Raw genomic sequence first — 23,743 nt, 5'->3', positions numbered from 1 at the left:
GCGCCCGCGGAAGCAGTCCGCTACTTGTCGATGTCCCCGACGACGAAGAAGAGCGACCCCAGGATCGCCACCATGTCGGAGACCAGCGTCCCCGGCAGCAGCTCGGTGAGCGCCTGGATGTTGTTGAAGGAGGCGGAGCGCAGCTTCAGCCGGTACGGGGTCTTCTCGCCCTTGGAGACCAGGTAGTAGCCGTTGAGGCCGAGCGGGTTCTCCGTCCAGGCGTACGTGTGCCCCTCGGGCGCCTTCAGCACCTTGGGCAGCCGTTGGTTGACCGGCCCCGGCTCCAGGCCGGCCATGCGGTCCAGGCACGCGTCCGCCAGGTCCAGGGAGTTGAGGGTCTGCTCCAGCAGGCACTCGAAGCGGGCCAGGCAGTCGCCCTCGGTCCGGGTGACCACCTTCAGGGTGTCCTGGAGCTCCCCGTACGCGAGATACGGCTCGTCGCGCCGCAGGTCGAAGTCGACGCCCGAGGCGCGCGCGATCGGCCCTGACACCCCGTACGCGTGCACGGCTTCGGGGGAGAGCACGCCGACATCGCGCGTACGGGCCCGGAAGATCTCGTTGCCGAGGACCAGGTTCTCGTAGATGTCCATGCGGGAGCGGACCGAGGCGACGGCGTCCCGCACCCGCCCCGACCAGCCAGCCGGGACGTCCTCCTTGAGGCCGCCGACCCGGTTGAACATGTAGTGCATCCGGCCGCCGGAGACCTCCTCCATCACCGCCTGGAGCTCCTCGCGCTCCCGGAAGGCGTGGAAGACCGGGGTGATGCCGCCGAGTTCGAGCGGGTAGGAGCCGAGGAACATCAGGTGGTTGAGGACCCGGTTCAGCTCGGCGAGCAGCGTCCGCGTCCAGACGGCACGCTCGGGGACCTCCATGCCGAGCATGCGCTCGACGGCCATCACGACGCCCAGCTCGTTCGAGAACGCGGAGAGCCAGTCGTGGCGGTTGGCGAGCATGATGATCTGCCGGTAGTCGCGCGCCTCGAAGAGCTTCTCCGCGCCCCGGTGCATATAGCCGATGACCGGTTCGGCGTGCTGGATGCGTTCACCGTCCAGGACGATCCGCAGCCGGAGCACCCCGTGGGTGGAGGGGTGTTGCGGGCCGATGTTCAGCACCATGTCGGTGCTCTCGGCCGCGCCGCCGATGCCGATGGTCGTCTCCGTCATGGGGCCAGTATTGCTTGCCCGGTCCGTGCCCGCCGCGTCCTTGCGGGCGCTCACCTCAGCTCCGCCCCCACCCGGTGCAGCAGCCACCCGAAGTCGCCGAGCCCGCCGCGCGCGGTCAGCTCCGCTGCCTCGCCCGCCGCCGCCAGCGCGGTGACGTACGCCGCCGGATCGGTGGCGGCCAGGCTCAGCGGAGGGCGCTCCCCGGAGACCCCCAGCCGCCCGAGCGCCGCCCGCTGGCCGGTGAGTTCGGCGGCCCCCCGGTCCACGGCCGCCGCACACGCGTCCAGCGCCACATGTGCGGTCAGGTCGCAGGACCCGTCCGGCACCGGGAGCACCTCCCGCCCGCCCCGGAACCCGGTCAGCGTCCCGAAGGGCGGCCGGGCGCCCCGTACATGCGCGTAGTCCACCGCCACCGCGAGCCCGGCCTCCAGCGACCCCACCGCCCGCGCCCAGGCGAGGTCCCGGGGCCGCCCGATCTCGGCCCGCTCTCCCGGCACGGACAGCGGCCACCACCGCTCCAGCCACGCCGCGTCCGCCCCGGTCACCGGCGGCCCGAGGCGCTCGCCGCCGTCCGGGATCCGCACCTGTACGTACCGGGCGACGCCCTCCCCGTCCACCTCCGCCACGTCCACCGGCACGTTGTCCAGCCACTCGTTGGCGAACAGCAGCCCGCTGACACCCCGGGGCGGCTCGGTGCACCAGACGATCCGGGGATCCAGCCCCGGCGGGCGGGCGGCGACCTCCACCCCGTACGGGACCACCTCCAACCCCTCGGGGGTGGCGGCGAGCACCCCGGTCAGCAGCTCACCGCGCCCGGCCCCCACATCGACCAGGGCCACCGTGCCGATCCCCAGCTCCGCCGCGGTCCGGGCCAGCAGCCCGGCCACGGCCCGCGCGAACAGGGGCGATGCGTGGACCGACGTACGGAAGTGGCCCGCCGGCCCGTCCGGGCTCCGGACCGGACTCCGGTAGAAGCCCCCGTCCCCGTACAAAGCGGTCTCAGCCGCCTCCCGCCACCCCTGCCACTCCTCCGTCATGTGGGCCAGTCTCCACCTTGGGGAGTACGGTCCCAGGATCTGGATCGACCCTCCGGTTGACCCGGGCACCTATCCGCTGTCCTTACGCTGGGCTACGTGCAGCGCCTTTACGATTTTCTCCGCAGACACCCGCTGGGCGTCGACGTCTTCTGGGCGGTCGTCCTCCTCGGGCTCTCCGGCATGTCGCTGGTGTCGGGGATGTTCGACGCCGGGCGGGAGGAGATCCTCGCGATTCCGGTTGCGCTCGGCCTCTCCACGGTCGTGGCGCTGCGCCGGCGCCTCCCCGAGAAGATGCTGCTGCTCGCCATCGCGGTGGGGGTGCTCCAGCTGGTCGGCGACGTCCGGCCGAACATCGGCAACTTCGCGATGCTGGTGATCACCTTCACGGTGGCCACGATCGGGGAGCGCTGGGCCTCCCGCCTCGCCCTGATCTGCAGCCTGAGCGCGGCCACCCTCTCGCAGGTGCGCTGGGAGGCCGAGCCGGGCGGCTCCTGGCCCCAGCAGATCTTCGTGACGGTGATCATGACGGTGCCGTTCGTGCTGGCCTGGGTGATGGGCGACTCGTTGCGGACCCGGCGGGCCTACTTCAGCCAGCTGGAGGAGCGCGCCGCCCGGCTGGAGCGGGAGCGCGAGGCCCAGTCCAAGGTCGCGGTGGCCGCCGAGCGGGCCCGGATCGCCCGGGAACTGCACGATGTCGTCGCGCACAACGTGTCCGTGATGGTGGTTCAGGCCGACGGCGCCGCGTACGTGATGGACGCGGCGCCCGACCAGGCCCGGCAGGCGCTGGAGACGATCTCCTCCACCGGCCGGCAGGCGCTGGCGGAGATGCGGCGGCTGCTGGGGGTGCTGCGGACCGGTGACGCGCCGGAGAGCGGGGAGTACGTCCCGCAGCCCGACGTGGAGCAGATCGAGGACCTGGTCGACCAGGTGCGCCGGACCGGTCTGGCGGTGGACTTCAAGGTGGAGGGCACCGCCCGCCCGCTGCCGAGCGGCGTGGAGCTGACCGCGTACCGCATCGTGCAGGAGGCGCTCACCAACACCCGCAAGCACGGCGGCCCCGACGCCGGGGCCAGCGTCCGGCTGGTCTACTTCGACGACGGCCTCGGGCTGCTGGTCGAGGACGACGGCCGGGGCGCGGCGCACGAGCTGTACGAGGACGGCGGCGCGGACGGCGCCGGGCACGGGATGATCGGGATGCGGGAGCGGGTCGGCATGGTCGGCGGCACGCTGGACGCGGGGCCCAGGCCCGGCGGCGGCTTCCGGATCAGCGCGCTGCTGCCGCTGAAGCCCGCCGACTGACGCCGTCCCCTGAAGCAACCCCTTGCCACCCAGACAGGACAGGACAGACCCCATGGCCATCCGCGTGATGCTCGTCGACGACCAGGTGCTGCTGCGCACGGGCTTCCGGATGGTCCTGGCCGCCCAGCCCGACATGGAGGTGGTGGCGGAGGCCGGGGACGGCGCGGAGGCGATCGAGATCCTGCGCTCCACCGCCGTCGACGTGGTCCTGATGGACGTCCGCATGCCCCGCCTGGACGGCGTGGAGGCGACCCGCCGGATCTGCGCGCAGCCGAATCCGCCGAAGGTGCTGATCCTGACGACGTTCGACCTGGACGAGTACGCCTTCTCCGGGCTCAAGGCAGGCGCCAGCGGCTTCATGCTCAAGGACGTGCCGCCGGCCGAACTGCTCTCCGCGATCCGCTCGGTGCACAGCGGCGACGCGGTCGTCGCCCCGTCCACCACGCGCCGCCTGCTCGACCGCTTCTCCCCGATGCTGCCCAGCAGCGAGAAGGAGCCGAAGAACAAGCACATCCAGAAGCTCACCGAACGCGAACGCGAGGTGATGCTCCTGGTCGCCCAGGGCCTCTCCAACGGCGAGATCGCCGCCCGCCTCGTCCTCTCCGAGGCCACGGTCAAGACCCACGTCGGCCGCATCCTCACCAAGCTGAGCCTGCGCGACCGGGTCCAGGTCGTCGTCCTCGCCTACGAGACGGGGCTGGTGCGCGCGGGCGGCGGGGCGGGCTGAGGGGGCCGGGCGTGGGCACGCTGCTGTGGATCAACGGTCCGTACGGGGGCGGCAAGACGCAGACCGCGTACGAGATCCGGCGGCGGCTCCCGGGCAGCGTGGTCTGCGACCCGGAGCACATCGGCTTCGGCCTGCACCGGACCCTGCCGCCCCACCTGCGCGGTGACTTCCAGGACCTGGCGGCCTGGCGTGCCGGGGTCCGCGAAGTGCTCGGGCTGGCGCTGGAGGGGCACCCGGGCCCGGTGATCGTGCCGATGACGCTGGTCGACCCCGGCTACTTCGCCGAGGTCGTCGGAGGGCTGCGCGAGGACGACCACACCGTTCACCACAGCGCCCTGCTCGCCGACCGGGCCACCGTTCTGCGGCGGCTGCGGGAGCGGGGCCTGGGGCGCGGGCTGAAGCGGGAGAGCTTCGCCGTGCGGCGTCTGGACGACTGCCTGGAGAGGCTGGCGCGGCCGGAGTTCGCCCGCCATGTGCGTACGGACGATGTGACCGTGTCCCAGGTGGCGGATCTGGTGGCGGGAGCGGCGGGTCTGACGCTCACACCGGACACGGACGGCCGGCTGCGCCACCGGTTGCGGCGGACCTGGACGGGGCTGCGCCACATCCGCTTCGACTGACGCCCCCGCCACCGGCCCCCGGGTCACCGCAGCACGCCCTCCAGGAAGTCGCTGCCGATGCGGGCGACGACCGTCAGGTCCAGCTGGTGCAGGACGTAGCGGCCACGGCGTCGGGTCGTGATCAGGCCCGCCTTCTTGAGCACCGACAGATGCCGGGAGACCTCGGGCGCGGTGATCCGGTGCGAGTCGGCCAGTTCGCCGGTGGTGTACGCGGAGCGGGCGAGGTTGCGGCACAGGCGCATGCGCATCGGGTGGGCCAGGGCCTCCATCCGGAGCTGGAGCAGCTCGACGGAGGCGGGGGCCGGCAGATCGGGGAGGCGGACCGGGTACTGGATCACCGGCCGCCAGCCCGGGGCGTACAGCACCATCAGGTGCGGCCAGCCGAAGCTGCTGGGCAGGAGGGTGAGGCCGGTGCCGACGTCCGGGTCGACGGCGGTGGTCCGGGCCTCGGCCAGCTTGTCGACGGAGAGCCTGCCCGCCTCCTCGTCCAGGGTCAGGGCGGCGGAGACCGCGCCCATCGCCTCCTGGACGCCCTTGCGCCGCAGCACCTCCGTCTTGTGCCGGGCGTCGGCGACCAGCTGGACGGAGACCCGGCGCCAGGTGTCCGCGAAGAACGCCTGGTCGCAGTCCTCGAAGAGCCGCCGGATCCAGCCGCGTACGCGGACGGGGTCGGCCAGCAGCCGCTGGGTGAACTTCACCTGCCGCGGGCCGCGCGCCGCCGCCATGTCCAGGGCGCGGGCCCGCATCGCGGCGTTCGTCAGCGGTGAGGGGTTGCCCGGCTCGACCAGGCCGGCGCAGGTGAACTCCAGCGCCGAGGTGACGAACCGTTCGTCGTCGATCCGGTCCAGGAGGTCCAGGTCCTCGGCGAGGGTCGCCCCCGGCCTGCCGTCGTGGCCGCGCACCCCGGCGTACGGCAGGAAGATGTCGGAGAAGGTGTGCCGCCAGAGGAACTCCGCCTCCAGCAGCCGGTCGGCGAGATCGGGCTCCAGCGCCGCCGAGGTCGCGGTGGCCCAGCCGTGCACGCCGGGGTGGTGGCCGGGCTCGGAGAGCGCGTGCAGCGCGTCCCCCAGCTCGGTGAGCGGGGAGACCGAGAAAACGATGCGGTCGGAGGGCAGGCCGGCGATGTCTATGTTCACGCTCACGTGTCCCATGGTGCGGGGTACGGGGACGGGGCGTCGCCCCATTTGACGGCGGCCGTCAATCAGCGCGCGGACCTGCGGTGACGGGCGGACGCTGGACGCATGGACGCCATCCAGCAGCACATGCTCGACACCTACCGCGCGGCCCGCCTGGGCGAGCCGGCACCGCCCCCGCCGGGCCGCCACGACCGCAGAACCCTGCGCGATCTCTACCACCACTGGCTGACGCATCCGCCGACGCCGAACAGGCCCGCCCGCCCCCACTCCGGTCCGCCCGGCCACTCCAGCCCGTCCGGCGTTTGAGGACGGAACCCCGAGGCCAGGGGCCGGCCCCTCAACAAGGCCCTCAACAAGCCCCTCCACAAGGCCCCTGCTCCAGGAGCTACTCCAGCAGCCCCACGAACACCCCCACCGCCTCCCGCACATCCTCCGCCGACCACCCAAGCCCGGCCCCCGCCACCGTCACCTCGGTCACCGAAACCCCCGGCGGCAACCCGGCCGCCCCGGCGGCCCCCGCACCCCACCGCCGGAACAACGTCACCCCCGTCTCCTCCGCCTGCCGCAGCGACGCCTCGTCCAGCACCTCGGCGTCGTACGGCAGCCACACCTGGAACTGGTGCGTGTGCGGCGGTTCCGGATGCACCCGGAACCACGGCACCCCCGCCGCCGCGAACCCCTCCGCCATCGCCCCGGCGACCACCTTCGCGTGGGCCACGTACGACGGCAGCCGGGGCAGCTCCTTCTCCAGCCCGATCAGCGCGGAGAGCGCCGCCGGGTACTGCTGGAAGAGCTGGCCCCCGTACCGGTGGCGCCACACCCGCGCCTCCTCCACCAGCACGTCAGGACCCGCGAGCACCGCCCCCGACAGCCCGTCCAGCGACTTGTAGAAGGACACGTACACACTGTCCGCGAGTGCCGCGATCTCCTGAAGGCCCTGCCCGAAGTGCGGCTCGCACTCCCAGAGCCGCGCCCCGTCCAGGTGCACCACCGCGTCCCGCTCCCGGGCCGCCGCCACGACGGCCTCCAGCTCGTCCCAGGTGGGCAGCACGAACCCGGCGTCCCGCAGCGGCAGCTCCAGCATCAGCGTCCCGAACGGCTCCGGGTGGTCCCGTACCTCCTCCGCGCTCGGCATCCGGGCCGCCGACGTCAGGTGCACCGTCCGCAGCCCGCTCACCGCCCCCAGCGACCCCTCCTCGTGCAGCTCCGGGTGGGCCAGCGGATGCAGCGCCACCGTGGCGTTTCCCGTACGCCCCGCCCAGCACCGCAGCGCGACCTGCTGGGCCATGGTCCCGGTCGGGAAGAACGCCGCCGCCTCCGTCCCCAGCAGCCCGGCCACCCGCCGCTCCAGATCGGCGACGACCCCGCCCCCGTACACATCCACCGCGTCATCCGGATCGTGTACGAAACCGGAACCGGCCCCAGTGCTGGAACCGGCCCCGACCCCGGCCGCCAGCGCCGCCAGCCCCTCTGCCACCGTGCCGTCCGTGGACCGGCGGGCCAGCACCCGGTGGGATCCCCGCCAGGCGGCCAGTCGGCGCCGCCGCTGCTGCTGCTCATCCATGGCTGTCATGGGACGATCATCCCCCGGACGACGGACGGCACGCCCCTACGATTCCCCCACGATTCCCGCCCGTTCCGCAGAGTTATCCACAGGCTGTGGGCGGCGAGCGGGCTTCGTCGAAACGCTGGCGTAGCATGCAGAGAAATCGTCCGGTACCCCCCGCGGACTGGAACGGAAGGCCATCGCCGCGTGAATACGACAGTTCCGAAGGAACCCCTCGACGCGAGGGACCGCCCCGCCCGCCTCACCGTCGGTGTCGTGGGAGCGGGCCGCGTCGGCCCCGCACTCGCCGCCGCGCTCCAGCTCGCCGGTCACCGCCCGGTGGCCGTCTCGGGCGTCTCCGACGCGTCCCGGCGCCGCGCGGCCACCCTGCTGCCCGACGTCCCCGTGGTGACGCCCGCCGAGGTCCTCGCCCGCGCCGAGCTGGTGCTGCTGACCGTCCCCGACGACGCGCTCCCGGGCCTGGTCGAGGGGCTCGCCGAGACCGGTGCCGTACGGCCGGGACAGCTCCTCGTCCACACCTCCGGGCGGTACGGGGCCCGGGTCCTGGACCCCGCGCTGCGGGCCGGGGCCCTGCCGCTCGCGCTGCACCCGGCGATGACGTTCACCGGGTCCTCCGTCGACGTCCAGCGGCTCGCGGGCTGCTCGTTCGGGGTCACCGCCCCCGAGGAGCTGCGGCTGGCCGCCGAGGCGCTGGTCATCGAGATGGGCGGCGAGCCGGAGTGGATCGCCGAGGAGTCCCGCCCGCTCTACCACGCGGCCCTGGCCCTCGGCGCGAACCACCTGGTCACCCTGGTCGCCGAGTCGATGGAGCTGCTGGCCAAGGCCGGGGTCACCGCCCCGGACCGGATGCTCGGCCCGCTCCTCGGCGCCGCCCTGGACAACGCCCTGCGCTCCGGCGACGCCGCGCTGACCGGCCCGGTGGCCCGGGGCGACGCGGGCACGGTCGCCGCCCATGTGGGCGAGCTGCGCGCGCACGCCCCCCAGATGGTCGGCGGCTACCTCGCGATGGCCCGCGCCACGGCCGACCGGGCCCTGGCCCACGGCCTGCTCAAGCCGGAGCTGGCGGAGGACCTGCTCGTCGCCCTGGCCGACCAGGAGAGCCGCCCGGGCGGCCCGGGACCGGGGGAGACCCGATGACCACCAGCAGCCGTACGGGAAACAACGGAAACACCGACCCCCAGGGCACCACCCCCCAGGGCACCGCCCCCACCGCCCCCGCCCTCCTCCGCACCGCCGCCGAGCTGGACGCGCTCCCGCGCCCCGCCGGGGCCGAGCGGGCCGTCGTCATGACCATGGGCGCCCTCCACGAGGGCCACGCCACCCTGATCCGTACGGCTCGCGAGGCAGCGGGCCCGAACGGCCAGGTGGTGGTCACCGTCTTCGTGAACCCGCTCCAGTTCGGCGAGGCCGCCGACCTCGACCGCTACCCGCGCACCCTGGACGCCGACCTGGAGACCGCCGCGGCCGCCGGCGCCGACGCGGTCTTCGCCCCCGGCGTGGACGAGGTCTACCCCGGCGGCGAGCCCCAGGTCCGCATCACCGCGGGCCCCATGGGCGAGCGGCTCGAAGGGGCCTCCCGCCCCGGCCACTTCGACGGCATGCTCACCGTCGTCGCCAAGCTCCTCCACCTCACCCGCCCGGACGAGGCGTTCTACGGGCAGAAGGACGCCCAGCAGCTCGCCCTGATCACCCGCATGGTCCGCGACCTGAACTTCGGCGTCCGGATCACCGGCGTCCCCACCGTCCGCGACCCCGACGGCCTCGCGCTCTCCAGCCGCAACCGGTTCCTGTCCCCGCAGGAGCGGCACACCGCCCTCGCCCTGCCCCGCGCCCTGTTCGCGGCGCAGGACCGCCTCGCCGCCCAGCAGGCCCTGCACGAGCGCGCCAAGGCCACCGCCCCCGGCGGCGACCGGGCCGCCGGGCTCAACAAGCTCGGCGAGGCCCGGGCCGCCGCCGACGCCCAGGCCGTGGCGCTGGCCCGGCCGAACGGGGCGCCCGCCGCCGTACGGGCCACCGCGCGCGCGATCCTGGAAGAGGCCGCCGCCCGGGACCGGCACCCGCTCGTCCTGGACTACCTGGCCCTGGTCGACCCGGCGGACTTCACCGAGATCCCCGACGACCGCGAGAGCGGGGAGGCGATCCTCGCCGTCGCCGCCCGGGTCGGGGAGACCCGCCTCATCGACAACATCCCCCTCACCTTCGGAGCCCTGACGTGACCGGAATACGGCTGACCGCCCCCGCCCCCGGCTGGGCCATCGACGCGGACGTCGTGGTGGTCGGCTCCGGGGTCGCCGGTCTCACCACCGCCCTGCGCTGCGCGGCGGCCGGCCTGGACACCGTGGTCGTCACCAAGGCCCGGCTCGACGACGGCTCGACCCGCTGGGCCCAGGGCGGCATCGCCGCCGCCCTCGGCGAGGGCGACACCCCCGAGCAGCACCTCGACGACACGCTCGTCGCGGGAGCGGGCCTCTGCGACGAGGGGGCCGTCCGGACCCTGGTCACCGAGGGCCCCGACGCCGTACGCCGCCTGATCACCACCGGCGCCACCTTCGACACCACCGACAGCGGCGACATAGCGCTCACCCGCGAGGGCGGCCACCACCGCCGCCGCATCGCCCACGCGGGCGGCGACGCGACCGGCGCCGAGATCTCCCGGGCCCTGGTCGAAGCGGTCCGCGAGGCCGCCCTGCACACCATCGAGAACGCGCTCGTCCTGGACCTCCTCACCGACGCCGAAGGCCGTACGGCGGGGGTCTCGCTCCACGTCATGGGCGAGGGCCAGCACGACGGCGTCGGCGCGGTCCGGGCCCCCTCGGTCGTCCTCGCGACCGGCGGCATGGGCCAGGTCTTCTCCGCCACCACCAACCCCTCGGTCTCCACCGGCGACGGTGTGGCGCTGGCGCTGCGGGCCGGGGCGGAGGTCTCGGACCTGGAGTTCGTCCAGTTCCACCCGACCGTCCTCTTCCTGGGCGCCGACTCCGAGGGCCAGCAGCCGCTGGTCTCCGAGGCGGTACGGGGTGAGGGCGCCCATCTCGTCGACGCGACCGGCACCCGCTTCATGCTGGGGCAGCACGAGCTGGCCGAGCTGGCCCCGCGCGACATCGTCGCCAAGGCCATCACCCGCCAGATGCACGAGCACGGCACCGAGCACATGTATCTGGACGCCCGGCACTTCGGCGCCCAGATGTGGGAGCAGCGCTTCCCCACCATCCTGGCCGCCTGCCGCGCCCACTCCATCGACCCGGTCACCGAGCCCATCCCGGTCGCCCCGGCCGCGCACTACGCCTCCGGCGGCATCCGCACCGACCTGCGCGGCCGTACGACCGTCCCCGGTCTGTACGCCTGCGGCGAGGTCGCCTGTACGGGGGTGCACGGCGCCAACCGGCTGGCGTCGAACTCCCTCCTGGAGGGCCTGGTCTTCGCCGAGCGCATCGCCGCCGACATCGCCGGGACCCGTCCACCCCGCACCGAACCGGCCGAGGCCGCGAGCGAGGGCGGCGACGCCCCCGTCCCGCTGCTCGCCCCCGAGACCCGTACGGCGATCCAGCGCATCATGACCCGGGGCGCCGGAGTCCTCCGCTCCGCCGCGTCCCTGGCCGCCGCGGCCGAGGAGCTGGAGGCCCTGCACCGCAGCGCCGCCGCCGACGTGGACGCCGCCGACCCGAAGGACGCGGTCCCCGGGGTCGACGCCTGGGAGGTCACCAACCTGCTGCTGGTCTCCCGCGTCCTGGTCGCCGCCGCCCGGGAGCGCGAGGAGACCCGCGGCTGTCACTGGCGCGAGGACCGGCCCGACCGCGACGACGCCCACTGGCGCCGCCACCTGGTCGTCCGTATCGCCCCCGACCGCACCCCGGTCGTCCACCGTACGGAGACCGCCGCATTCCCGCCCGTACGCGCGGCGGATTGACCAGACTGCTGACAGCAGCGGCGCGAGCCGCACCCGCACCACCCGCCACGCCCCGAGGAGCCGCAACCGTGTCCACCCCCGAAGAGAATCCGCGCCCCACACCCGTGGACGTACCGCTGATCCGGGTCGGCGCGCCCGCATCCGCCGCGCCCTCCGGGGGCTGCGGCGACGACTGCGGCTGCGGTGACGGCTTCGACCCCGACGCCCTGGAGTGCGGTCTCGACCCCGCGCTCGCCCTGCTCCTGGCCGAGGCGGGGCTCGACCCCGTACAGGTCGAGGACGTCGCCCATGTGGCGATCGAGGAGGACCTGGACGGCGGGGTGGACGTCACGACCGTGGCGACCGTCCCCGAGGACGCCGTGATCACCGGTGACTTCACCGCGCGCGAGGCGGGGGTCGTGGCCGGTCTCCGGGTCGCCGAGGCGGTCCTGTCGATCGTCTGCACCGAGGAGTTCGAGGTCGAGCGGCACGTCGAGGACGGCGAGCGGGTCGCCCCCGGCCAGAAGCTGCTCACCGTCACCACCCGCACCCGCGACCTGCTGACCGGCGAGCGCAGCGCGCTGAACCTGCTCTGCCGCCTCTCCGGCATCGCGACGGCCACCCGCGCCTGGGCGGACGTGCTGGAGGGCTCCAGGGCCCAGGTCCGCGACACCCGCAAGACGACGGCGGGGCTGCGCGCGCTGGAGAAGTACGCCGTACGGTGCGGCGGCGGCGTCAACCACCGGATGTCGCTCTCCGACGCGGCCCTGGTCAAGGACAACCACGTCATCGCGGCGGGCGGGGTGGCGGAGGCGTTCAAGCGGGTCCGCGCCGAGTTCCCCGACCTGCCCATCGAGGTGGAGGTCGACACGCTGGAGCAGGTCCGCGAGGTGCTGGACGCGGGCGTCGACCTGATCCTGCTGGACAACTTCACCCCGGCCGAGACCGCCGAGGCGGTGGCCCTGGTCGACGGCCGCGCGATCCTCGAATCCTCCGGCCGCCTCACCCTCGACTCGGCCCGCGCCTACGCGGACGCCGGCGTGGACTACCTGGCCGTCGGCGCGCTCACCCACTCCTCGCCGATCCTCGACATCGGCCTGGACTTCCGCGACGCGGCCGCCGCCGACACCGACGGGGCCGACGCCTGATGCTGCTCACCATCGACGTCGGCAACACGCACACGGTCCTCGGCCTCTTCGACGGCGAGGAGATCGTCGAGCACTGGCGGATCTCCACCGACGCCCGCCGCACCGCGGACGAGCTGGCGGTCCTGCTCCAGGGTCTGATGGGCATGCACCCGCTGCTCGGCATGGAGCTGGGCGACGGCATCGAGGGCATCGCGATCTGCGCGACCGTCCCCTCGGTCCTGCACGAGCTGCGCGAGGTCACCCGCCGCTACTACGGTGACGTGCCCGCCGTCCTGGTGGAGCCCGGCGTCAAGACCGGCGTCCCGGTCCTGATGGACAACCCCAAGGAGGTCGGCGCGGACCGCATCATCAACGCGGTCGCCGCCGTCGAGCTGTACGGGGGCCCGGCGATCGTCGTCGACTTCGGCACCGCCACCACCTTCGACGCGGTCTCCGCACGCGGGGAGTACGCGGGCGGGGTCATCGCCCCCGGCATCGAGATCTCCGTCGAGGCGCTCGGCGTCAAGGGCGCCCAGCTCCGCAAGATCGAGCTGGCCCGGCCGCGCAGCGTGATCGGCAAGAACACCGTCGAGGCCATGCAGTCCGGCATCGTCTACGGCTTCGCGGGCCAGGTCGACGGGGTGGTGGCCCGGATGAAGAAGGAGCTGACCGCCGACCCGGACGACGTCACGGTCATCGCGACCGGCGGCCTTGCTCCGATGGTGTTGGGGGAGTCCTCCGTCATCGACGAGCACGAGCCGTGGCTGACGCTCATCGGACTGCGCCTGGTCTACGAGCGGAACGTGTCCCGGTCGTAGGGGGCGGGCCCGCAGGAGCCCGGCGCACCTGCGGGAACGGCCGGGAGCGGGGTCCGACGTGCCGTCCTGGCGCGCCGCGCCACCGACGACCAGTTAAACGGATTTTGTCCATTTAGCACGTATTGTCGCGTCATGCCCACGCCCTACGGTTCACGAGGCGGCATGGCGTTCAGCGCGGACGAGCTGCGGGTGCTCCGACGTGCCCTTGCCATCGCCCTCCACCCCATGCCCCTGTCCGACGAGGATGTCCAGGACTGCCTGCGGCTCGCGGGCTCCGTGGACGAGGCGGTCGGGGAGGCGGGCCGGCTGCGAGCGTTTCTCCTGGCCGACCTCGCCCGCTACCGCGCCGCCCTCCCCGGCTCCGTCACCGGCTACCTGGAGCTCCTCCAGGACGCCCTGGCGGCCGGTTACGACCCCCGCCCGGACGATCTGGCGGCCCTGCGCGCCCTGCGCGGGAAGCCGCTCGCGGCGGCCCTCCTGGAGCGCTGCCAGATCCTCGCCGAGCGCTCCGTACGTGCCCGGCTCGCCGGCCGCTCCGCCGCCTTGTCGGCCCCCGGCCCCCGCAGCCGCCTGCTCGCCCTCCCCGGCGGCCGGGCGGCCGACCGGGAGCCGGACCGCCCCAAGGCCCCGGCCGCCCCCGTACCGGGCCGCTCACCGGCCCCCGGCTCCCGCCCGGCGCCCAAGCCGTCCGAGGTCTTCCCGCCCCGGCGCCGCCCCACCCCGCCTCCGTCGGAGGAGGAGCGAGCCGCGGGCTGACCCGGCCGCATCGCACCCCCGGACGCGGCGTCCTCCCGAAGACACGGGAGGGCGCCGCGTCCCGTCGTGCGGGGCTCGCTACTCTGGACGGCATGGACTACGTATCCGCGCTCGTTCCCCCCGTGGTGATGGCCGTCTTCTTCATCGGCCTGGTCGTGACGATCGTCAAGAGCCAGGGCGGTCCGAACAAGGCCAAGGAGGACGAGGCCGTCGACGCCGCGATCGCCCGCGCGGAATCCGTAAAGCAGACCGCTCGTCCGGAGAATGCCTGACCGCACGGTCCGCCCCCTCGCACCCCTGGAGCGCACGGCTCATGAGAGCCGTGCGCTCTTTTGGCTCTGTAAATAACCAGTCATTCAGGACATCTGGCACTAAAGTGATCCTGTGCCCCGCCAATTGGGAGAGCTGGAAGACGCCGTGATGACCCGCGTCTGGCAATGGAACCGTCCGGTCACGGTGCGGGAAGTCCTTGAGGACCTCCAGCAGGAACGGTCCATCGCCTACACGACGGTGATGACGGTAATGGACAATCTCCATCAGAAGGGCTGGGTCCGCAGGGAAGTCGACGGCCGGGCATATCGATATACGGCCGTCTCCACCAGGGCCGCCTACTCGGCCGCACTGATGAACGAAGCCTGGTCGCAGAGCGACAACCCCGCAGCCGCCCTTGTCGCGTTCTTCGGCATGATGTCGCCGGAGCAGCGCGAAGCACTTCAGGACGCTGTTCGCATGGTTTCCCCGAACCCGGTGGACAACTCCGCGGACAATCCGCTGAGCGGCCCGGCCGGCAATCCGGCAGGTGGCCCGCCGGCCAATCCGGAGGACGGCCCGCCGGAACCGACCGCCACAGCCGCCGAAGGCTCCGCCCCGGCCGATGGCACGGAGCCCGGGGGCGGGCGATAGCGTCAGGGCATGTCCCCAGAGCAGCCGCAAACCGAACCGGATACCGACTTTCATACCGACCCGTCGGTAAATAAGCCCGCCATCACCGTCCGCCGGGCCAGGACGAGTGATGTGTCATCCGTACGACGGCTCCTCGACGGGTACGTGTCCGGCGGCATCCTGCTCGACAAAGCAACCGTCACCCTTTATGAGGACATCCAGGAGTTCTGGGTCGCGGAACGCGACGAGGACGCCCGGGTCATCGGCTGCGGCGCTCTCCATGTGATGTGGGAAGACCTCGCGGAAGTCCGGACTCTCGCCGTCGACCCCCGCATCAAGGGCGCGGGGGTGGGGCATCACGTGTTGGAGAAGCTTCTGCAGACCGCCCGCTGGCTCGGGGTGCGCAGGGTTTTCTGCCTCACCTTCGAAGTGGACTTCTTCGCGAAGCACGGGTTCGTCGAGATCGGAGAGACTCCGGTCGACACCGATGTCTACAGTGAGCTGCTGCGTTCCTACGACGAGGGTGTCGCCGAGTTCCTCGGTCTCGAACGGGTGAAGCCGAACACCTTGGGCAACAGCCGGATGCTTCTGCACCTGTGATGCGCGGATGATGCGCGGAAGCCGTGCATCCCTATGTCCGAATCGCGCACGTTTCCCGTGTTCTCGCGCTCCTGAACCTCTCCCGGGGGTTTGTGTTTTCCCGAGAAAAGCGGTTTCCTTTCCGCGTACTCCATTTTCGATGAAAGGAAATCCCGTGGCACAGAAGGTTCAGGTCCTTCTTGTCGATGACCTCGACGGTGTCGAGGCGGACGAGACCGTGACGTTCGCGCTCGACGGCAAGACGTACGAGATCGACCTCACCACGGCCAATGCGGACAAGCTTCGCGGCCTTCTCGAGCCCTACACCAAGGGTGGCCGCCGCACCGGTGGCCGTGCCGCGACGGGTCGTGGCAAGGGCCGCGCCGTGGCCGGTGGCAACAAGGACACCGCGGAAATCCGCCGGTGGGCCCGGGAGAACGGCCACAACGTGAATGACCGTGGCCGCGTTCCCGCCGAGATCCGTGAGGCTTACGAGAAGGCCAACGGCTGATCTGCCGGACTGCCCTTACGCAGCCCGGCCCGGGCACGCGACAACCGGACCCGATGGCATTCCGTCGCCGCGGCGTCCACCAGGCGTACGAGATCGGGGGCATCCCCACCGCTGCTCCCGAAGCCCGCGAGAGCGGGAAGCGCCGGCCCGGGCCCATGCCTCGGTTCGGGGGGCCGCAGCCATACGGCGGCCCCCGGCGAGCCCGCACCACCACCCCGGGGTGACGGAGCCGTGATCCGGCCCCCCGCCCCCACGGCGGTCAGATCGAGAGCGATCGGGCCCCACTCCAGCCAGTCGAGCAGCCCCGGCAGCTCATCGGCGCCGCCCGCGGCGACCAGCAGCCCCACCCGTCCACCGCTCAGCAGCACCGGCCCGGTCCGCACCGGGCGGCGCAGCAGGGCGTGACCGGCCTCGGCGGGAAGTTCCAGTACGTCGAAGCGGATCCCGGTGAGCAGCCGCACCGGAGCGCGCCCCTCGGTCGCCCAGCCGAGCCTCTGCTCGTACCACCGGGCGAGAGCGGCGGGACCCGGAGCCTCGGGGCCCGGCCCCGGACCGGCACGGCCGGGACCGGCATCGGGTGACGATCGGGGCGGCGGAACGATGAAGGCCATGTCCGATGAACCGCTGAACCGACGGTGAAGTTACGCAGAGTTCCCGGACGATCACTTTGTGTCCGGCTTTCGAGGGCGCGCGGGAGCGTGAAGCGGCGCAAGGTTGTTCGCCCGTAGCGGAGGGAACCGGGGCGCGCCGCATGGACTGTCAGTGATTGCGGGTAAGACTTTCCTAGTGGGAAGGGGCGACACGCTGACCGAGGCGTCTCACGTTCGCCATCGGCGTACTGGCGAAAGGGGTATCTGCCTGGCCTGCGGGAACATCGTCTCGCACCATCGGGTTGGAGCAGTTGTCAGCTGTTCGGCAGTAAGAATCCCCGCCCGGTGCGGGGTGATCCGGACGGATGTCGGCAGTTGGAATGAGCTGTCCCGTCCTGCGGGACTAGCATGCGGAAGGACTGGGAGGGGACCGACCCCTCACTGACCGACCGCTCTGAGGAGCGATTAACGATGTTCGAGAGGTTCACCGACCGCGCGCGGCGGGTTGTCGTCCTGGCTCAGGAAGAAGCCCGGATGCTCAACCACAACTACATCGGCACCGAGCACATCCTCCTGGGCCTGATCCACGAGGGTGAGGGTGTCGCCGCTAAGGCCCTGGAGAGCCTCGGGATTTCGCTCGAGGCGGTCCGCCAGCAGGTGGAGGAGATCATCGGACAGGGCCAGCAGGCCCCTTCCGGACACATCCCCTTCACCCCGCGAGCCAAGAAGGTCCTGGAGCTGTCGCTCCGCGAGGCCCTTCAGCTGGGCCACAACTACATCGGCACCGAGCACATCCTGCTCGGCCTGATCCGCGAGGGCGAGGGCGTCGCCGCCCAGGTCCTCGTGAAGCTGGGCGCCGACCTGAACCGGGTCCGGCAGCAGGTCATCCAGCTGCTTTCCGGATACTCGGGCGGCAAGGAGACGGCGGCCGCGGGCGGCCCCGCGGAGGGCACGCCCTCCACCTCCCTGGTGCTCGACCAGTTCGGCCGGAACCTCACCCAGGCCGCTCGTGAATCCAAGCTCGACCCGGTCATCGGGCGCGAGAAGGAGATCGAGCGGGTCATGCAGGTGCTGTCCCGCCGGACCAAGAACAACCCGGTCCTCATCGGCGAGCCCGGCGTCGGCAAGACGGCGGTCGTCGAGGGCCTGGCCCAGGCGATCGTCAAGGGCGAGGTGCCCGAGACCCTCAAGGACAAGCACCTCTACACCCTGGACCTCGGCGCCCTGGTCGCCGGTTCGCGGTACCGGGGTGACTTCGAGGAGCGCCTGAAGAAGGTCCTCAAGGAGATCCGCACCCGCGGCGACATCATCCTCTTCATCGACGAGCTCCACACGCTCGTGGGTGCGGGTGCCGCCGAGGGCGCCATCGACGCGGCTTCGATCCTGAAGCCCATGCTGGCCCGCGGTGAGCTCCAGACCATCGGTGCCACCACGCTCGACGAGTACCGCAAGCACCTGGAGAAGGACGCGGCCCTTGAGCGCCGCTTCCAGCCCATCCAGGTCGCGGAGCCGTCGCTGCCGCACACCATCGAGATCCTGAAGGGCCTGCGCGACCGTTACGAGGCCCACCACCGGGTCTCCATCACGGACGAGGCCCTCGTCCAGGCCGCGACCCTGGCCGACCGGTACATCTCGGACCGCTTCCTGCCGGACAAGGCGATCGACCTGATCGACGAGGCCGGCTCCCGGATGCGCATCCGCCGGATGACCGCGCCGCCGGACCTCCGCGAGTTCGACGAGAAGATCGCGGGCGTGCGTCGCGACAAGGAGTCGGCCATCGACTCCCAGGACTTCGAGAAGGCGGCTTCCCTCCGCGACAAGGAGAAGCAGCTGCTGGCGGCGAAGGCCAAGCGCGAGAAGGAGTGGAAGGCCGGCGACATGGACGTCGTCGCCGAGGTCGACGGCGAGCTCATCGCCGAAGTCCTGGCCACGGCCACCGGTATCCCGGTCTTCAAGCTGACGGAGGAGGAGTCCTCCCGTCTGCTGCGCATGGAGGACGAGCTCCACAAGCGCGTCATCGGGCAGAAGGACGCCATCAAGGCCCTCTCGCAGGCGATCCGCCGTACGCGAGCCGGTCTGAAGGACCCCAAGCGCCCCGGTGGCTCGTTCATCTTCGCCGGCCCGTCCGGTGTCGGTAAGACGGAGCTCTCCAAGACGCTCGCCGAATTCCTCTTCGGCGACGAGGACGCGCTGATCTCCCTCGACATGTCGGAGTTCAGCGAGAAGCACACGGTTTCCCGCCTCTTCGGTTCGCCCCCCGGTTACGTGGGCTACGAAGAGGGCGGCCAGCTCACCGAGAAGGTGCGCCGCAAGCCGTTCTCCGTCGTCCTCTTCGACGAGGTCGAGAAGGCCCACCCCGATATCTTCAATTCCCTGCTCCAGATCCTGGAGGACGGTCGCCTGACCGACTCCCAGGGCCGGGTCGTGGACTTCAAGAACACGGTCATCATCATGACGACCAACCTCGGGACCCGGGACATCTCCAAGGGCTTCAACCTGGGCTTCGCGGCCCAGGGCGACGTCAAGACGAACTACGAGCGGATGAAGGTCAAGGTCAACGAAGAGCTCAAGCAGCACTTCCGGCCGGAATTCCTCAACCGTGTCGACGACACGGTCGTCTTCCACCAGCTGACCGAGGAAGACATCATCCAGATCGTCGACCTCATGCTCGCCAAGGTGGACGAGCGGCTCAAGGACCGCGACATGGGCATCGAGCTCAGCTCCGAGGCCAAGTCGCTCCTGGCGAAGAAGGGCTACGACCCCGTGATGGGCGCCCGGCCGCTGCGCCGGACGATCCAGCGCGAGATCGAGGACATCCTCTCCGAGAAGATCCTCTTCGGTGAGCTGCGCCCCGGTCACATCGTGGTCGTCGGCGTCGAGGGCGAGGGCGACGACAAGAAGTTCTCGTTCCGCGGCGAGGAGAAGTCGGCTCTGCCCGACGTCCCCCCGATCGAGCAGGCGGCAGGCGGCGCAGGCCCGAACCTGTCGAAGGAAGCGTGACACCCGCATAGGGCGTCATTGAAGGGGCTGCCCCGGAATCGGCTTCACAGCCGGGTCCGGGGCAGCCCCTTTTTCCGTGCGTCAGCCGGGAGGGGCATTGAGCCGGTCGCCCAGCTCCGGCGCGCCGATCAGACGCTGCCCGGGCAACCCGGTGACCAGCACCCGCAGGCCCGGCCAGGAGTGCAGCGGCGTGAGATCCAGTACGCGCAGGGCGGAGGCGTCCAGTCTGAGACGGGTGACCCCGGGGAAGAGCGGTCGCAGCATCCCGAGGTCACCGGCGTGGTCAGGGGCCGGTACGAACAGCTCCTCAACGTTGGGAGCGGACACGGGGCGGGTCGGCCGGTGTGCCCAGGGGAAGGCGGTGAGGCGGAGGTCGGTGATCCGGGAATGCTCCCGCAGCGCGTCGAGTGCGTCGTCGAACGCGGCGAGTTCCGAGACCTCCAGCTCCCTGAGCGACTTCCAGGCACCGAGTCCGTCCAGGGCCAGTGGACGCCGGTTGGTCACCGTCAGGCTCGTGACACCGGGGTTGGCCGCTATCTCGCTCAACCGGTCCGCCTCAAGGTGCCGCAGCCCAAGGTGGGACAGGGCGGGCAGATCCGCCAGCGGAGCCAGGTCGGCCGGGAGCGTCCCCTGGGTGTTCAGAATCAGGCCTCTCAGCCGGTGGAGCCCGGCGAGAGGCGTGAAGTCCCGCAGCGTTGGGCACCATCCGAGGTCCAACTCCGACAGGGAGTCCGCGAAGGCGCTCAGGAACGAGAGCCGGGCGAGGCGTTCGGCCCTCCTCAGGAACAGCGCCCCGAGCCGGATCCCCATCAGAGCCGCACCGATCTCCGCATCGGTCAGATCCAGGCGCAGGGACAGCGTCGGAACATACGGAAGGTGACGCAGCGCCCTCAACTGCCGCCGGTCACTCACCGCGAGAACCGTGTGCCGGAGGTCGCAGTGCGTCAGTACCTCGGCGGCGTACTCCTCGGGCGGAAAACGTTCCCACGCGCCCGCGAAGAACCGGCCCAGCTCCGGGCGCGCCAGCGCCCAGGCGCGGGCATGGGGGATCGCGGAGGCTCCCCCGATGCCGGTGATCAGGGTGGCCACGAGCCGGGCATCCGGCTCGGTCTCGGGCATCGCGCGCGGATCGGGCACAAAGGCCAGCGCTGCCGGACCGAGCCGGGCCAGGGCGGCCACCTGGTCGTCGCTGACCGGCGGGAAGAGCGCCGCCGTACTCACCCGGACGCCCGCCCGTACCGCATCGTCCAGCCAGGTCGCGTGCTGGGCACAGAGGGCGGCCAGAACGTGGACGGTGGTACGGGCCGCCGATTGGTCCCAATGCCGCAGACCCGCGTCGAGCAAACCGCGTACGAGCAGGGCGAGTTCCCGCCGCCCGCAGTGTCCAGCCGCCAAAAGGATCACGTCCTGCCAGGTCTCCTCGTCCGCGTGGCGCAGCAGTTCGTTGAGGTGGTCGTCCTCGACCAACTCCTTCGCGGCCAGGTAGTCCTGAAAGGTGCGGTGGATGAACTGATAGGTGTCGTCGGTGCGTTCCTGGAGCAGACCGCTGCGGTTGAGCAGGTGCGTGAGGATCTTCGCGGGCGGGCCCTGGGCGCTGACCCGCTCCATCCCCGCCAGCGCCCGCCTGAGCTGGCGCAGCGCCTGCCCCCGCGTGAACTCCGACTGGCCCTCGCGGACCAGCCAGACCGCGATGCGCTGGAGAAGCTGGGTGTGCTCCTCGACGCTCAGGTCGATGCCCTCGGGGTCGCCGATCCGGCGGCGGCGGTCGCGGTGGCCGAGGAGCATCTCCAGCGCCGAGCGGTACAGGCTCCACCGGGTCTCCGGGAGGAAGCCGTCGCGGCGGCGGTGCAAGGCGCAGATCACCGCGCAGAGCAGGGGTGTACGGGCCAGGTCACGGAGCGTGGGGTTCTGGTCGAACTGGCGGGCCAGGTCCCGCTCCAGCTCGTCCAGGCGGTCGGCGTCGTCCTCCTCGGACAGCCGGGCGGCCCGGTGCCAGGAGGCCACGAAGGCCTGGATGTCCTCGTTCCGCATGGGCAGCAGGCGTAACTCCGCGAAGCCTTCCGAGCGCAGCCAGTCCGGTTCGACGGCCAGCGGTCGTACGGTCGCCACGCACCGGGTCTCCGGGTAGCGCCGCAACAGCTGTGACAGCCAGTCGTGCGCCTGCTCCCGGTCCTCCGGCGGCACCTCGTCCAGCCCGTCCACCAGAAGAAGCGCCCGCCCGGACTCCAGGACTCGGCCCGCCCACCCCTCCGGGGCCGCGTCGACCACCAGGCCCGCCGTGCCGGACAGCTCCGCCGGGCTCGGGAACCCGCCGCCACGAGCCTGCAGGGTGCGCAGCGGCACCACGAACGGGACCAGGCCGTTCAACGGGGCCAGGTCGTCGTCCAGGGTGTGGGCGGACGCGTGGGCGGCCAGCCACCACAGGAGGGTTGTCTTGCCGGCGCCCGCCTCGCCGCGCAGCAGGACGCGGGGGCGGTCGGTGAGGAGGGTGTCGATGCGTTGGGGGAGGGGCGGAGCCGGTGCGGAACGGTCCTTTGCCTGCGCCTGGGCCTCCAGGCTGAGGTAGGCCGTGTCCAGGTCCCATTCGGAGTCGTGCCGGCTCAGCTCGTCCAGGCCGAAGATCTTCGTACGGCGGTACGCGACGCCCAGCGCCTGCGCGTACCCCGCCTCGTACCGCAGGTCCCGAGGGAAGTTCCCGTGGACGCGTTCCTCCCGCAGCAGGGCGCCGGTCCTGCGGTAGGCCTGGACGAAGGGCTCCGCCGCCAGGACCGGGCCGAGCGGTACGCACTCGACCCGGCGGCCCTCCCGCTGCTGCGGGACCTGGCGGGCGATGCCCAGGAGGATGTCCCCGGCGAAGAGCGGGCCGCCGGAGAGCCCGGACAGGGCCGGGGGCTCGTCGTCCGGGCGGGCGGCGGGCGGGCCGTCCAGATCGCAGACCAGCAGGTCACGCACGCGGCCCGCCATGGGCAGGACCGTCACCGTGTACTGGTCCACCTCCAGGCGCTTACGGAGGCCGCCGCCGTAGCGCTGCACGCGCGGGAAGCCGGTGATCTCGCACCCGGGGATCGCCTCGCGGGTGTCCAGCACGCCGAGCCGCGCCGGGGGGACCGCCGACACCGGCTCGGTGGCCTCCAGCAGGGCCACGTCCAGGCGGTAGTCGATCCAGGTGACGGTGGCCCGTATCCGGCCCGGGAGCGCGGGGTGGGCGATGAGGACGGAGCCGGTCTTGACCACATGGGCGCAGGTCAGGACCAGCCGGTCGGTGAGCAGGACGCCGCTGCCCTGGAGGGCGCCGGAGACAGCCACCGTACGGTCGGCGAGGTGCGTGACGGGTGTGGGCGGCGAGCTCACGGCCTGCCCGCCCCCTCACCGAACCCCGCCCCGTCACCGAATCCCGCCGTGGCCCCGTCGTCCTCCGTCCCGATCGCCCACGCCTCCCCAGTCACCGCGTTCCGCGGGCTCAGCGTGAAGGCCACCTTGTGGGTGCGGCCCGTCGCCCGGGACGCGTCGGCGCCCGCCTCGACGACCCAGGCCTTCACCTTGCCGCCCGCCTTGGCCTCCTTGCGGAGTTCGAGGGTGAACTCCATCTGGATGTCCCCGACCGCGAAGGCCAGCGGGCGGCCCGTGGCCCGGGCCGCCGCCTCCACCAGCTGGTTTCGGATGGATTCGACGGCATCGGCGAGCTCGATGCCGTCCAGGTCATGGGTGTTCTCGGCCGTCATGGTGGTCCCCCCCAGGGCGCGGATCCGCTTTCCCGTCAGCGTAGTGATGTAGAAGGCCGAAGGTCCCGAATCGGAAGGACTTAGGTCCCACCGGCGGTGACAAGGCGCACAGGCCGAAACAGGCCTACTACGCGGGCTAGGAGATGGCGCCGAAGCCTGGTGGAGGACCTTCGGCCCGGCGGGAGCGGACCGGGTCCACGCGGTGGGCGATACGGCCCGTTCGCGGCGCCATGTCCGGAAAAGTGCCCCTAGAACAGCGTTTAAGCCCCCTTCGAGGGAGGGATTTCGTCGCCCGGTCCCGGCTCCCGAACTGGGGCAACCGC

22 protein-coding genes are annotated in these 23,743 nt (G+C 72.0%); 15 read left to right on the top strand and 7 right to left on the bottom strand.

Going from position 1 to position 23,743, the window contains the following annotated elements:
* Positions 1 to 20 precede the first annotated feature (20 nt).
* Complete coding sequence (locus IF17_RS0111585; protein ID WP_030564846.1) at positions 21 to 1,163, bottom strand: NADH-quinone oxidoreductase subunit D; 1,143 nt, start codon at positions 1,161 to 1,163, stop codon at positions 21 to 23.
* 50 nt (positions 1,164 to 1,213) lie between these two features.
* Complete coding sequence (locus tag IF17_RS0111580) at positions 1,214 to 2,200, bottom strand: SAM-dependent methyltransferase (RefSeq protein ID WP_030564844.1); 987 nt, start codon at positions 2,198 to 2,200, stop codon at positions 1,214 to 1,216.
* 96 nt (positions 2,201 to 2,296) lie between these two features.
* On the opposite strand from IF17_RS0111580, the gene IF17_RS0111575 reads away from it, so the two are divergent.
* From IF17_RS0111575 to IF17_RS0111565, 3 genes are read left to right on the top strand one after another with little or no spacing between them, the layout of a single operon-like run.
* A complete protein-coding gene (locus IF17_RS0111575; RefSeq protein WP_030564842.1) occupies positions 2,297 to 3,499 on the top strand; it encodes a sensor histidine kinase in 1,203 nt (400 codons plus the stop codon).
* Between the two features lie 52 nt (positions 3,500 to 3,551).
* Positions 3,552 to 4,226: a response regulator transcription factor gene (locus tag IF17_RS0111570; RefSeq protein ID WP_018514325.1), complete on the top strand. Its 675-nt coding sequence runs from the start codon at positions 3,552 to 3,554 to the stop codon at positions 4,224 to 4,226.
* Positions 4,227 to 4,237: 11 nt separating this feature from the next.
* Positions 4,238 to 4,846 (top strand): AAA family ATPase, encoded by a 609-nt coding sequence (locus tag IF17_RS0111565; protein ID WP_209437756.1) that lies wholly within the window; start codon positions 4,238 to 4,240, stop codon positions 4,844 to 4,846.
* A 23-nt stretch (positions 4,847 to 4,869) separates the two neighbouring features.
* Here IF17_RS0111565 and IF17_RS0111560 read toward each other — a convergent pair whose 3' ends face one another.
* Positions 4,870 to 5,982 carry a DUF5937 family protein gene (locus tag IF17_RS0111560; RefSeq protein WP_030564837.1) on the bottom strand — a complete coding sequence of 371 codons (1,113 nt, stop codon included), beginning with the start codon at positions 5,980 to 5,982 and terminating at the stop codon, positions 4,870 to 4,872.
* Between the two features lie 105 nt (positions 5,983 to 6,087).
* Between IF17_RS0111560 and IF17_RS0111555 the strand changes: the two genes are divergently transcribed.
* Positions 6,088 to 6,288: a hypothetical protein gene (locus tag IF17_RS0111555; RefSeq protein ID WP_030564835.1), complete on the top strand. Its 201-nt coding sequence runs from the start codon at positions 6,088 to 6,090 to the stop codon at positions 6,286 to 6,288.
* Between the two features lie 79 nt (positions 6,289 to 6,367).
* On the opposite strand, the gene IF17_RS0111550 is transcribed toward IF17_RS0111555, so the two are convergent.
* The gene (locus IF17_RS0111550; protein ID WP_030564833.1) at positions 6,368 to 7,555 is read right to left on the bottom strand and encodes a threonine aldolase family protein; all 1,188 of its coding nucleotides are present in this window, start codon (positions 7,553 to 7,555) and stop codon (positions 6,368 to 6,370) included.
* A 180-nt stretch (positions 7,556 to 7,735) separates the two neighbouring features.
* Here IF17_RS0111550 and IF17_RS0111545 point away from each other — a divergent pair, with 180 nt between their 5' ends.
* From IF17_RS0111545 to IF17_RS0111500, 10 genes are all read left to right on the top strand, one after another.
* Positions 7,736 to 8,686, top strand: a complete 951-nt coding sequence (locus IF17_RS0111545; protein ID WP_030564831.1) for a Rossmann-like and DUF2520 domain-containing protein — start codon at positions 7,736 to 7,738, stop codon at positions 8,684 to 8,686.
* Positions 8,683 to 9,765, top strand: a complete 1,083-nt coding sequence (panC, locus tag IF17_RS0111540) for a pantoate--beta-alanine ligase (protein ID WP_030564829.1) — start codon at positions 8,683 to 8,685, stop codon at positions 9,763 to 9,765. Before IF17_RS0111545 ends, panC begins: the two co-directional genes overlap by 4 nt.
* The gene (locus IF17_RS0111535; RefSeq protein WP_030564828.1) at positions 9,762 to 11,456 is read left to right on the top strand and encodes an L-aspartate oxidase; all 1,695 of its coding nucleotides are present in this window, start codon (positions 9,762 to 9,764) and stop codon (positions 11,454 to 11,456) included. Before panC ends, IF17_RS0111535 begins: the two co-directional genes overlap by 4 nt.
* A gap of 68 nt (positions 11,457 to 11,524) precedes the next feature.
* Positions 11,525 to 12,583 (top strand): carboxylating nicotinate-nucleotide diphosphorylase, encoded by a 1,059-nt coding sequence (gene nadC / locus IF17_RS0111530; RefSeq protein WP_032771864.1) that lies wholly within the window; start codon positions 11,525 to 11,527, stop codon positions 12,581 to 12,583.
* Complete coding sequence (locus IF17_RS0111525) at positions 12,583 to 13,380, top strand: type III pantothenate kinase (RefSeq protein WP_030564824.1); 798 nt, start codon at positions 12,583 to 12,585, stop codon at positions 13,378 to 13,380. The genes nadC and IF17_RS0111525 overlap by 1 nt, the downstream gene beginning before the upstream one ends.
* 162 nt (positions 13,381 to 13,542) lie before the next feature.
* Positions 13,543 to 14,136 (top strand): hypothetical protein, encoded by a 594-nt coding sequence (locus IF17_RS0111520; protein WP_030564822.1) that lies wholly within the window; start codon positions 13,543 to 13,545, stop codon positions 14,134 to 14,136.
* A gap of 92 nt (positions 14,137 to 14,228) precedes the next feature.
* Positions 14,229 to 14,408: a hypothetical protein gene (locus IF17_RS0111515; protein ID WP_030564820.1), complete on the top strand. Its 180-nt coding sequence runs from the start codon at positions 14,229 to 14,231 to the stop codon at positions 14,406 to 14,408.
* Positions 14,409 to 14,556: 148 nt separating this feature from the next.
* The gene (locus IF17_RS0111510) at positions 14,557 to 15,039 is read left to right on the top strand and encodes a BlaI/MecI/CopY family transcriptional regulator (RefSeq protein WP_032771873.1); all 483 of its coding nucleotides are present in this window, start codon (positions 14,557 to 14,559) and stop codon (positions 15,037 to 15,039) included.
* Between the two features lie 9 nt (positions 15,040 to 15,048).
* A complete protein-coding gene (locus IF17_RS0111505) occupies positions 15,049 to 15,618 on the top strand; it encodes an amino-acid N-acetyltransferase (RefSeq protein WP_076967056.1) in 570 nt (189 codons plus the stop codon).
* Between the two features lie 154 nt (positions 15,619 to 15,772).
* The gene (locus IF17_RS0111500; protein ID WP_003968298.1) at positions 15,773 to 16,108 is read left to right on the top strand and encodes a histone-like nucleoid-structuring protein Lsr2; all 336 of its coding nucleotides are present in this window, start codon (positions 15,773 to 15,775) and stop codon (positions 16,106 to 16,108) included.
* On the opposite strand, the gene IF17_RS0111495 is transcribed toward IF17_RS0111500, so the two are convergent.
* Positions 16,087 to 16,719: an SCO3374 family protein gene (locus tag IF17_RS0111495; RefSeq protein WP_030564816.1), complete on the bottom strand. Its 633-nt coding sequence runs from the start codon at positions 16,717 to 16,719 to the stop codon at positions 16,087 to 16,089. The genes IF17_RS0111500 and IF17_RS0111495 overlap by 22 nt on opposite strands.
* 450 nt (positions 16,720 to 17,169) lie before the next feature.
* Between IF17_RS0111495 and IF17_RS0111490 the strand changes: the two genes are divergently transcribed.
* Complete coding sequence (locus IF17_RS0111490; RefSeq protein ID WP_030564814.1) at positions 17,170 to 19,698, top strand: ATP-dependent Clp protease ATP-binding subunit; 2,529 nt, start codon at positions 17,170 to 17,172, stop codon at positions 19,696 to 19,698.
* 81 nt (positions 19,699 to 19,779) lie between these two features.
* Here IF17_RS0111490 and IF17_RS0111485 read toward each other — a convergent pair whose 3' ends face one another.
* Both IF17_RS0111485 and IF17_RS0111480 read right to left on the bottom strand, forming a co-directional pair.
* A complete protein-coding gene (locus IF17_RS0111485; protein ID WP_030564812.1) occupies positions 19,780 to 23,049 on the bottom strand; it encodes a serine protease in 3,270 nt (1,089 codons plus the stop codon).
* Positions 23,046 to 23,420 (bottom strand): trypco2 family protein, encoded by a 375-nt coding sequence (locus tag IF17_RS0111480; RefSeq protein WP_030564810.1) that lies wholly within the window; start codon positions 23,418 to 23,420, stop codon positions 23,046 to 23,048. The genes IF17_RS0111485 and IF17_RS0111480 overlap by 4 nt, the downstream gene beginning before the upstream one ends.
* Positions 23,421 to 23,743: the final 323 nt, after the last annotated feature.

The organism is Streptomyces cyaneofuscatus (genome assembly GCF_000718135.1).
Classification (GTDB): Bacteria; Actinomycetota; Actinomycetes; order Streptomycetales; family Streptomycetaceae; genus Streptomyces; species Streptomyces cyaneofuscatus.
The sequence above is the reverse complement of the archived record's forward strand: the minus strand, read 5'-3'. Positions and strand labels throughout refer to the sequence as shown.

Bases quoted from the DNA above. Each gene is read 5' to 3' on its own strand.
- IF17_RS0111520 (WP_030564822.1), top strand. From the start codon at position 13,543: ATGGCGTTCAGCGCGGACGAGCTGCGGGTGCTCCGACGTGCCCTTGCC.
- IF17_RS0111490 (WP_030564814.1), top strand. From the start codon at position 17,170: ATGTTCGAGAGGTTCACCGACCGCGCGCGGCGGGTTGTCGTCCTGGCT.
- IF17_RS0111525 (WP_030564824.1), top strand. From the start codon at position 12,583: ATGCTGCTCACCATCGACGTCGGCAACACGCACACGGTCCTCGGCCTC.
- IF17_RS0111510 (WP_032771873.1), top strand. From the start codon at position 14,557: ATGACCCGCGTCTGGCAATGGAACCGTCCGGTCACGGTGCGGGAAGTC.
- IF17_RS0111585 (WP_030564846.1), bottom strand. From the start codon at position 1,163: ATGACGGAGACGACCATCGGCATCGGCGGCGCGGCCGAGAGCACCGAC.
- IF17_RS0111550 (WP_030564833.1), bottom strand. From the start codon at position 7,555: ATGACAGCCATGGATGAGCAGCAGCAGCGGCGGCGCCGACTGGCCGCC.
- IF17_RS0111480 (WP_030564810.1), bottom strand. From the start codon at position 23,420: ATGACGGCCGAGAACACCCATGACCTGGACGGCATCGAGCTCGCCGAT.
- IF17_RS0111505 (WP_076967056.1), top strand. From the start codon at position 15,049: ATGTCCCCAGAGCAGCCGCAAACCGAACCGGATACCGACTTTCATACC.
- IF17_RS0111515 (WP_030564820.1), top strand. From the start codon at position 14,229: ATGGACTACGTATCCGCGCTCGTTCCCCCCGTGGTGATGGCCGTCTTC.
- panC (WP_030564829.1), top strand. From the start codon at position 8,683: ATGACCACCAGCAGCCGTACGGGAAACAACGGAAACACCGACCCCCAG.
- IF17_RS0111580 (WP_030564844.1), bottom strand. From the start codon at position 2,200: ATGACGGAGGAGTGGCAGGGGTGGCGGGAGGCGGCTGAGACCGCTTTG.
- IF17_RS0111555 (WP_030564835.1), top strand. From the start codon at position 6,088: ATGGACGCCATCCAGCAGCACATGCTCGACACCTACCGCGCGGCCCGC.
- IF17_RS0111495 (WP_030564816.1), bottom strand. From the start codon at position 16,719: ATGGCCTTCATCGTTCCGCCGCCCCGATCGTCACCCGATGCCGGTCCC.
- IF17_RS0111570 (WP_018514325.1), top strand. From the start codon at position 3,552: ATGGCCATCCGCGTGATGCTCGTCGACGACCAGGTGCTGCTGCGCACG.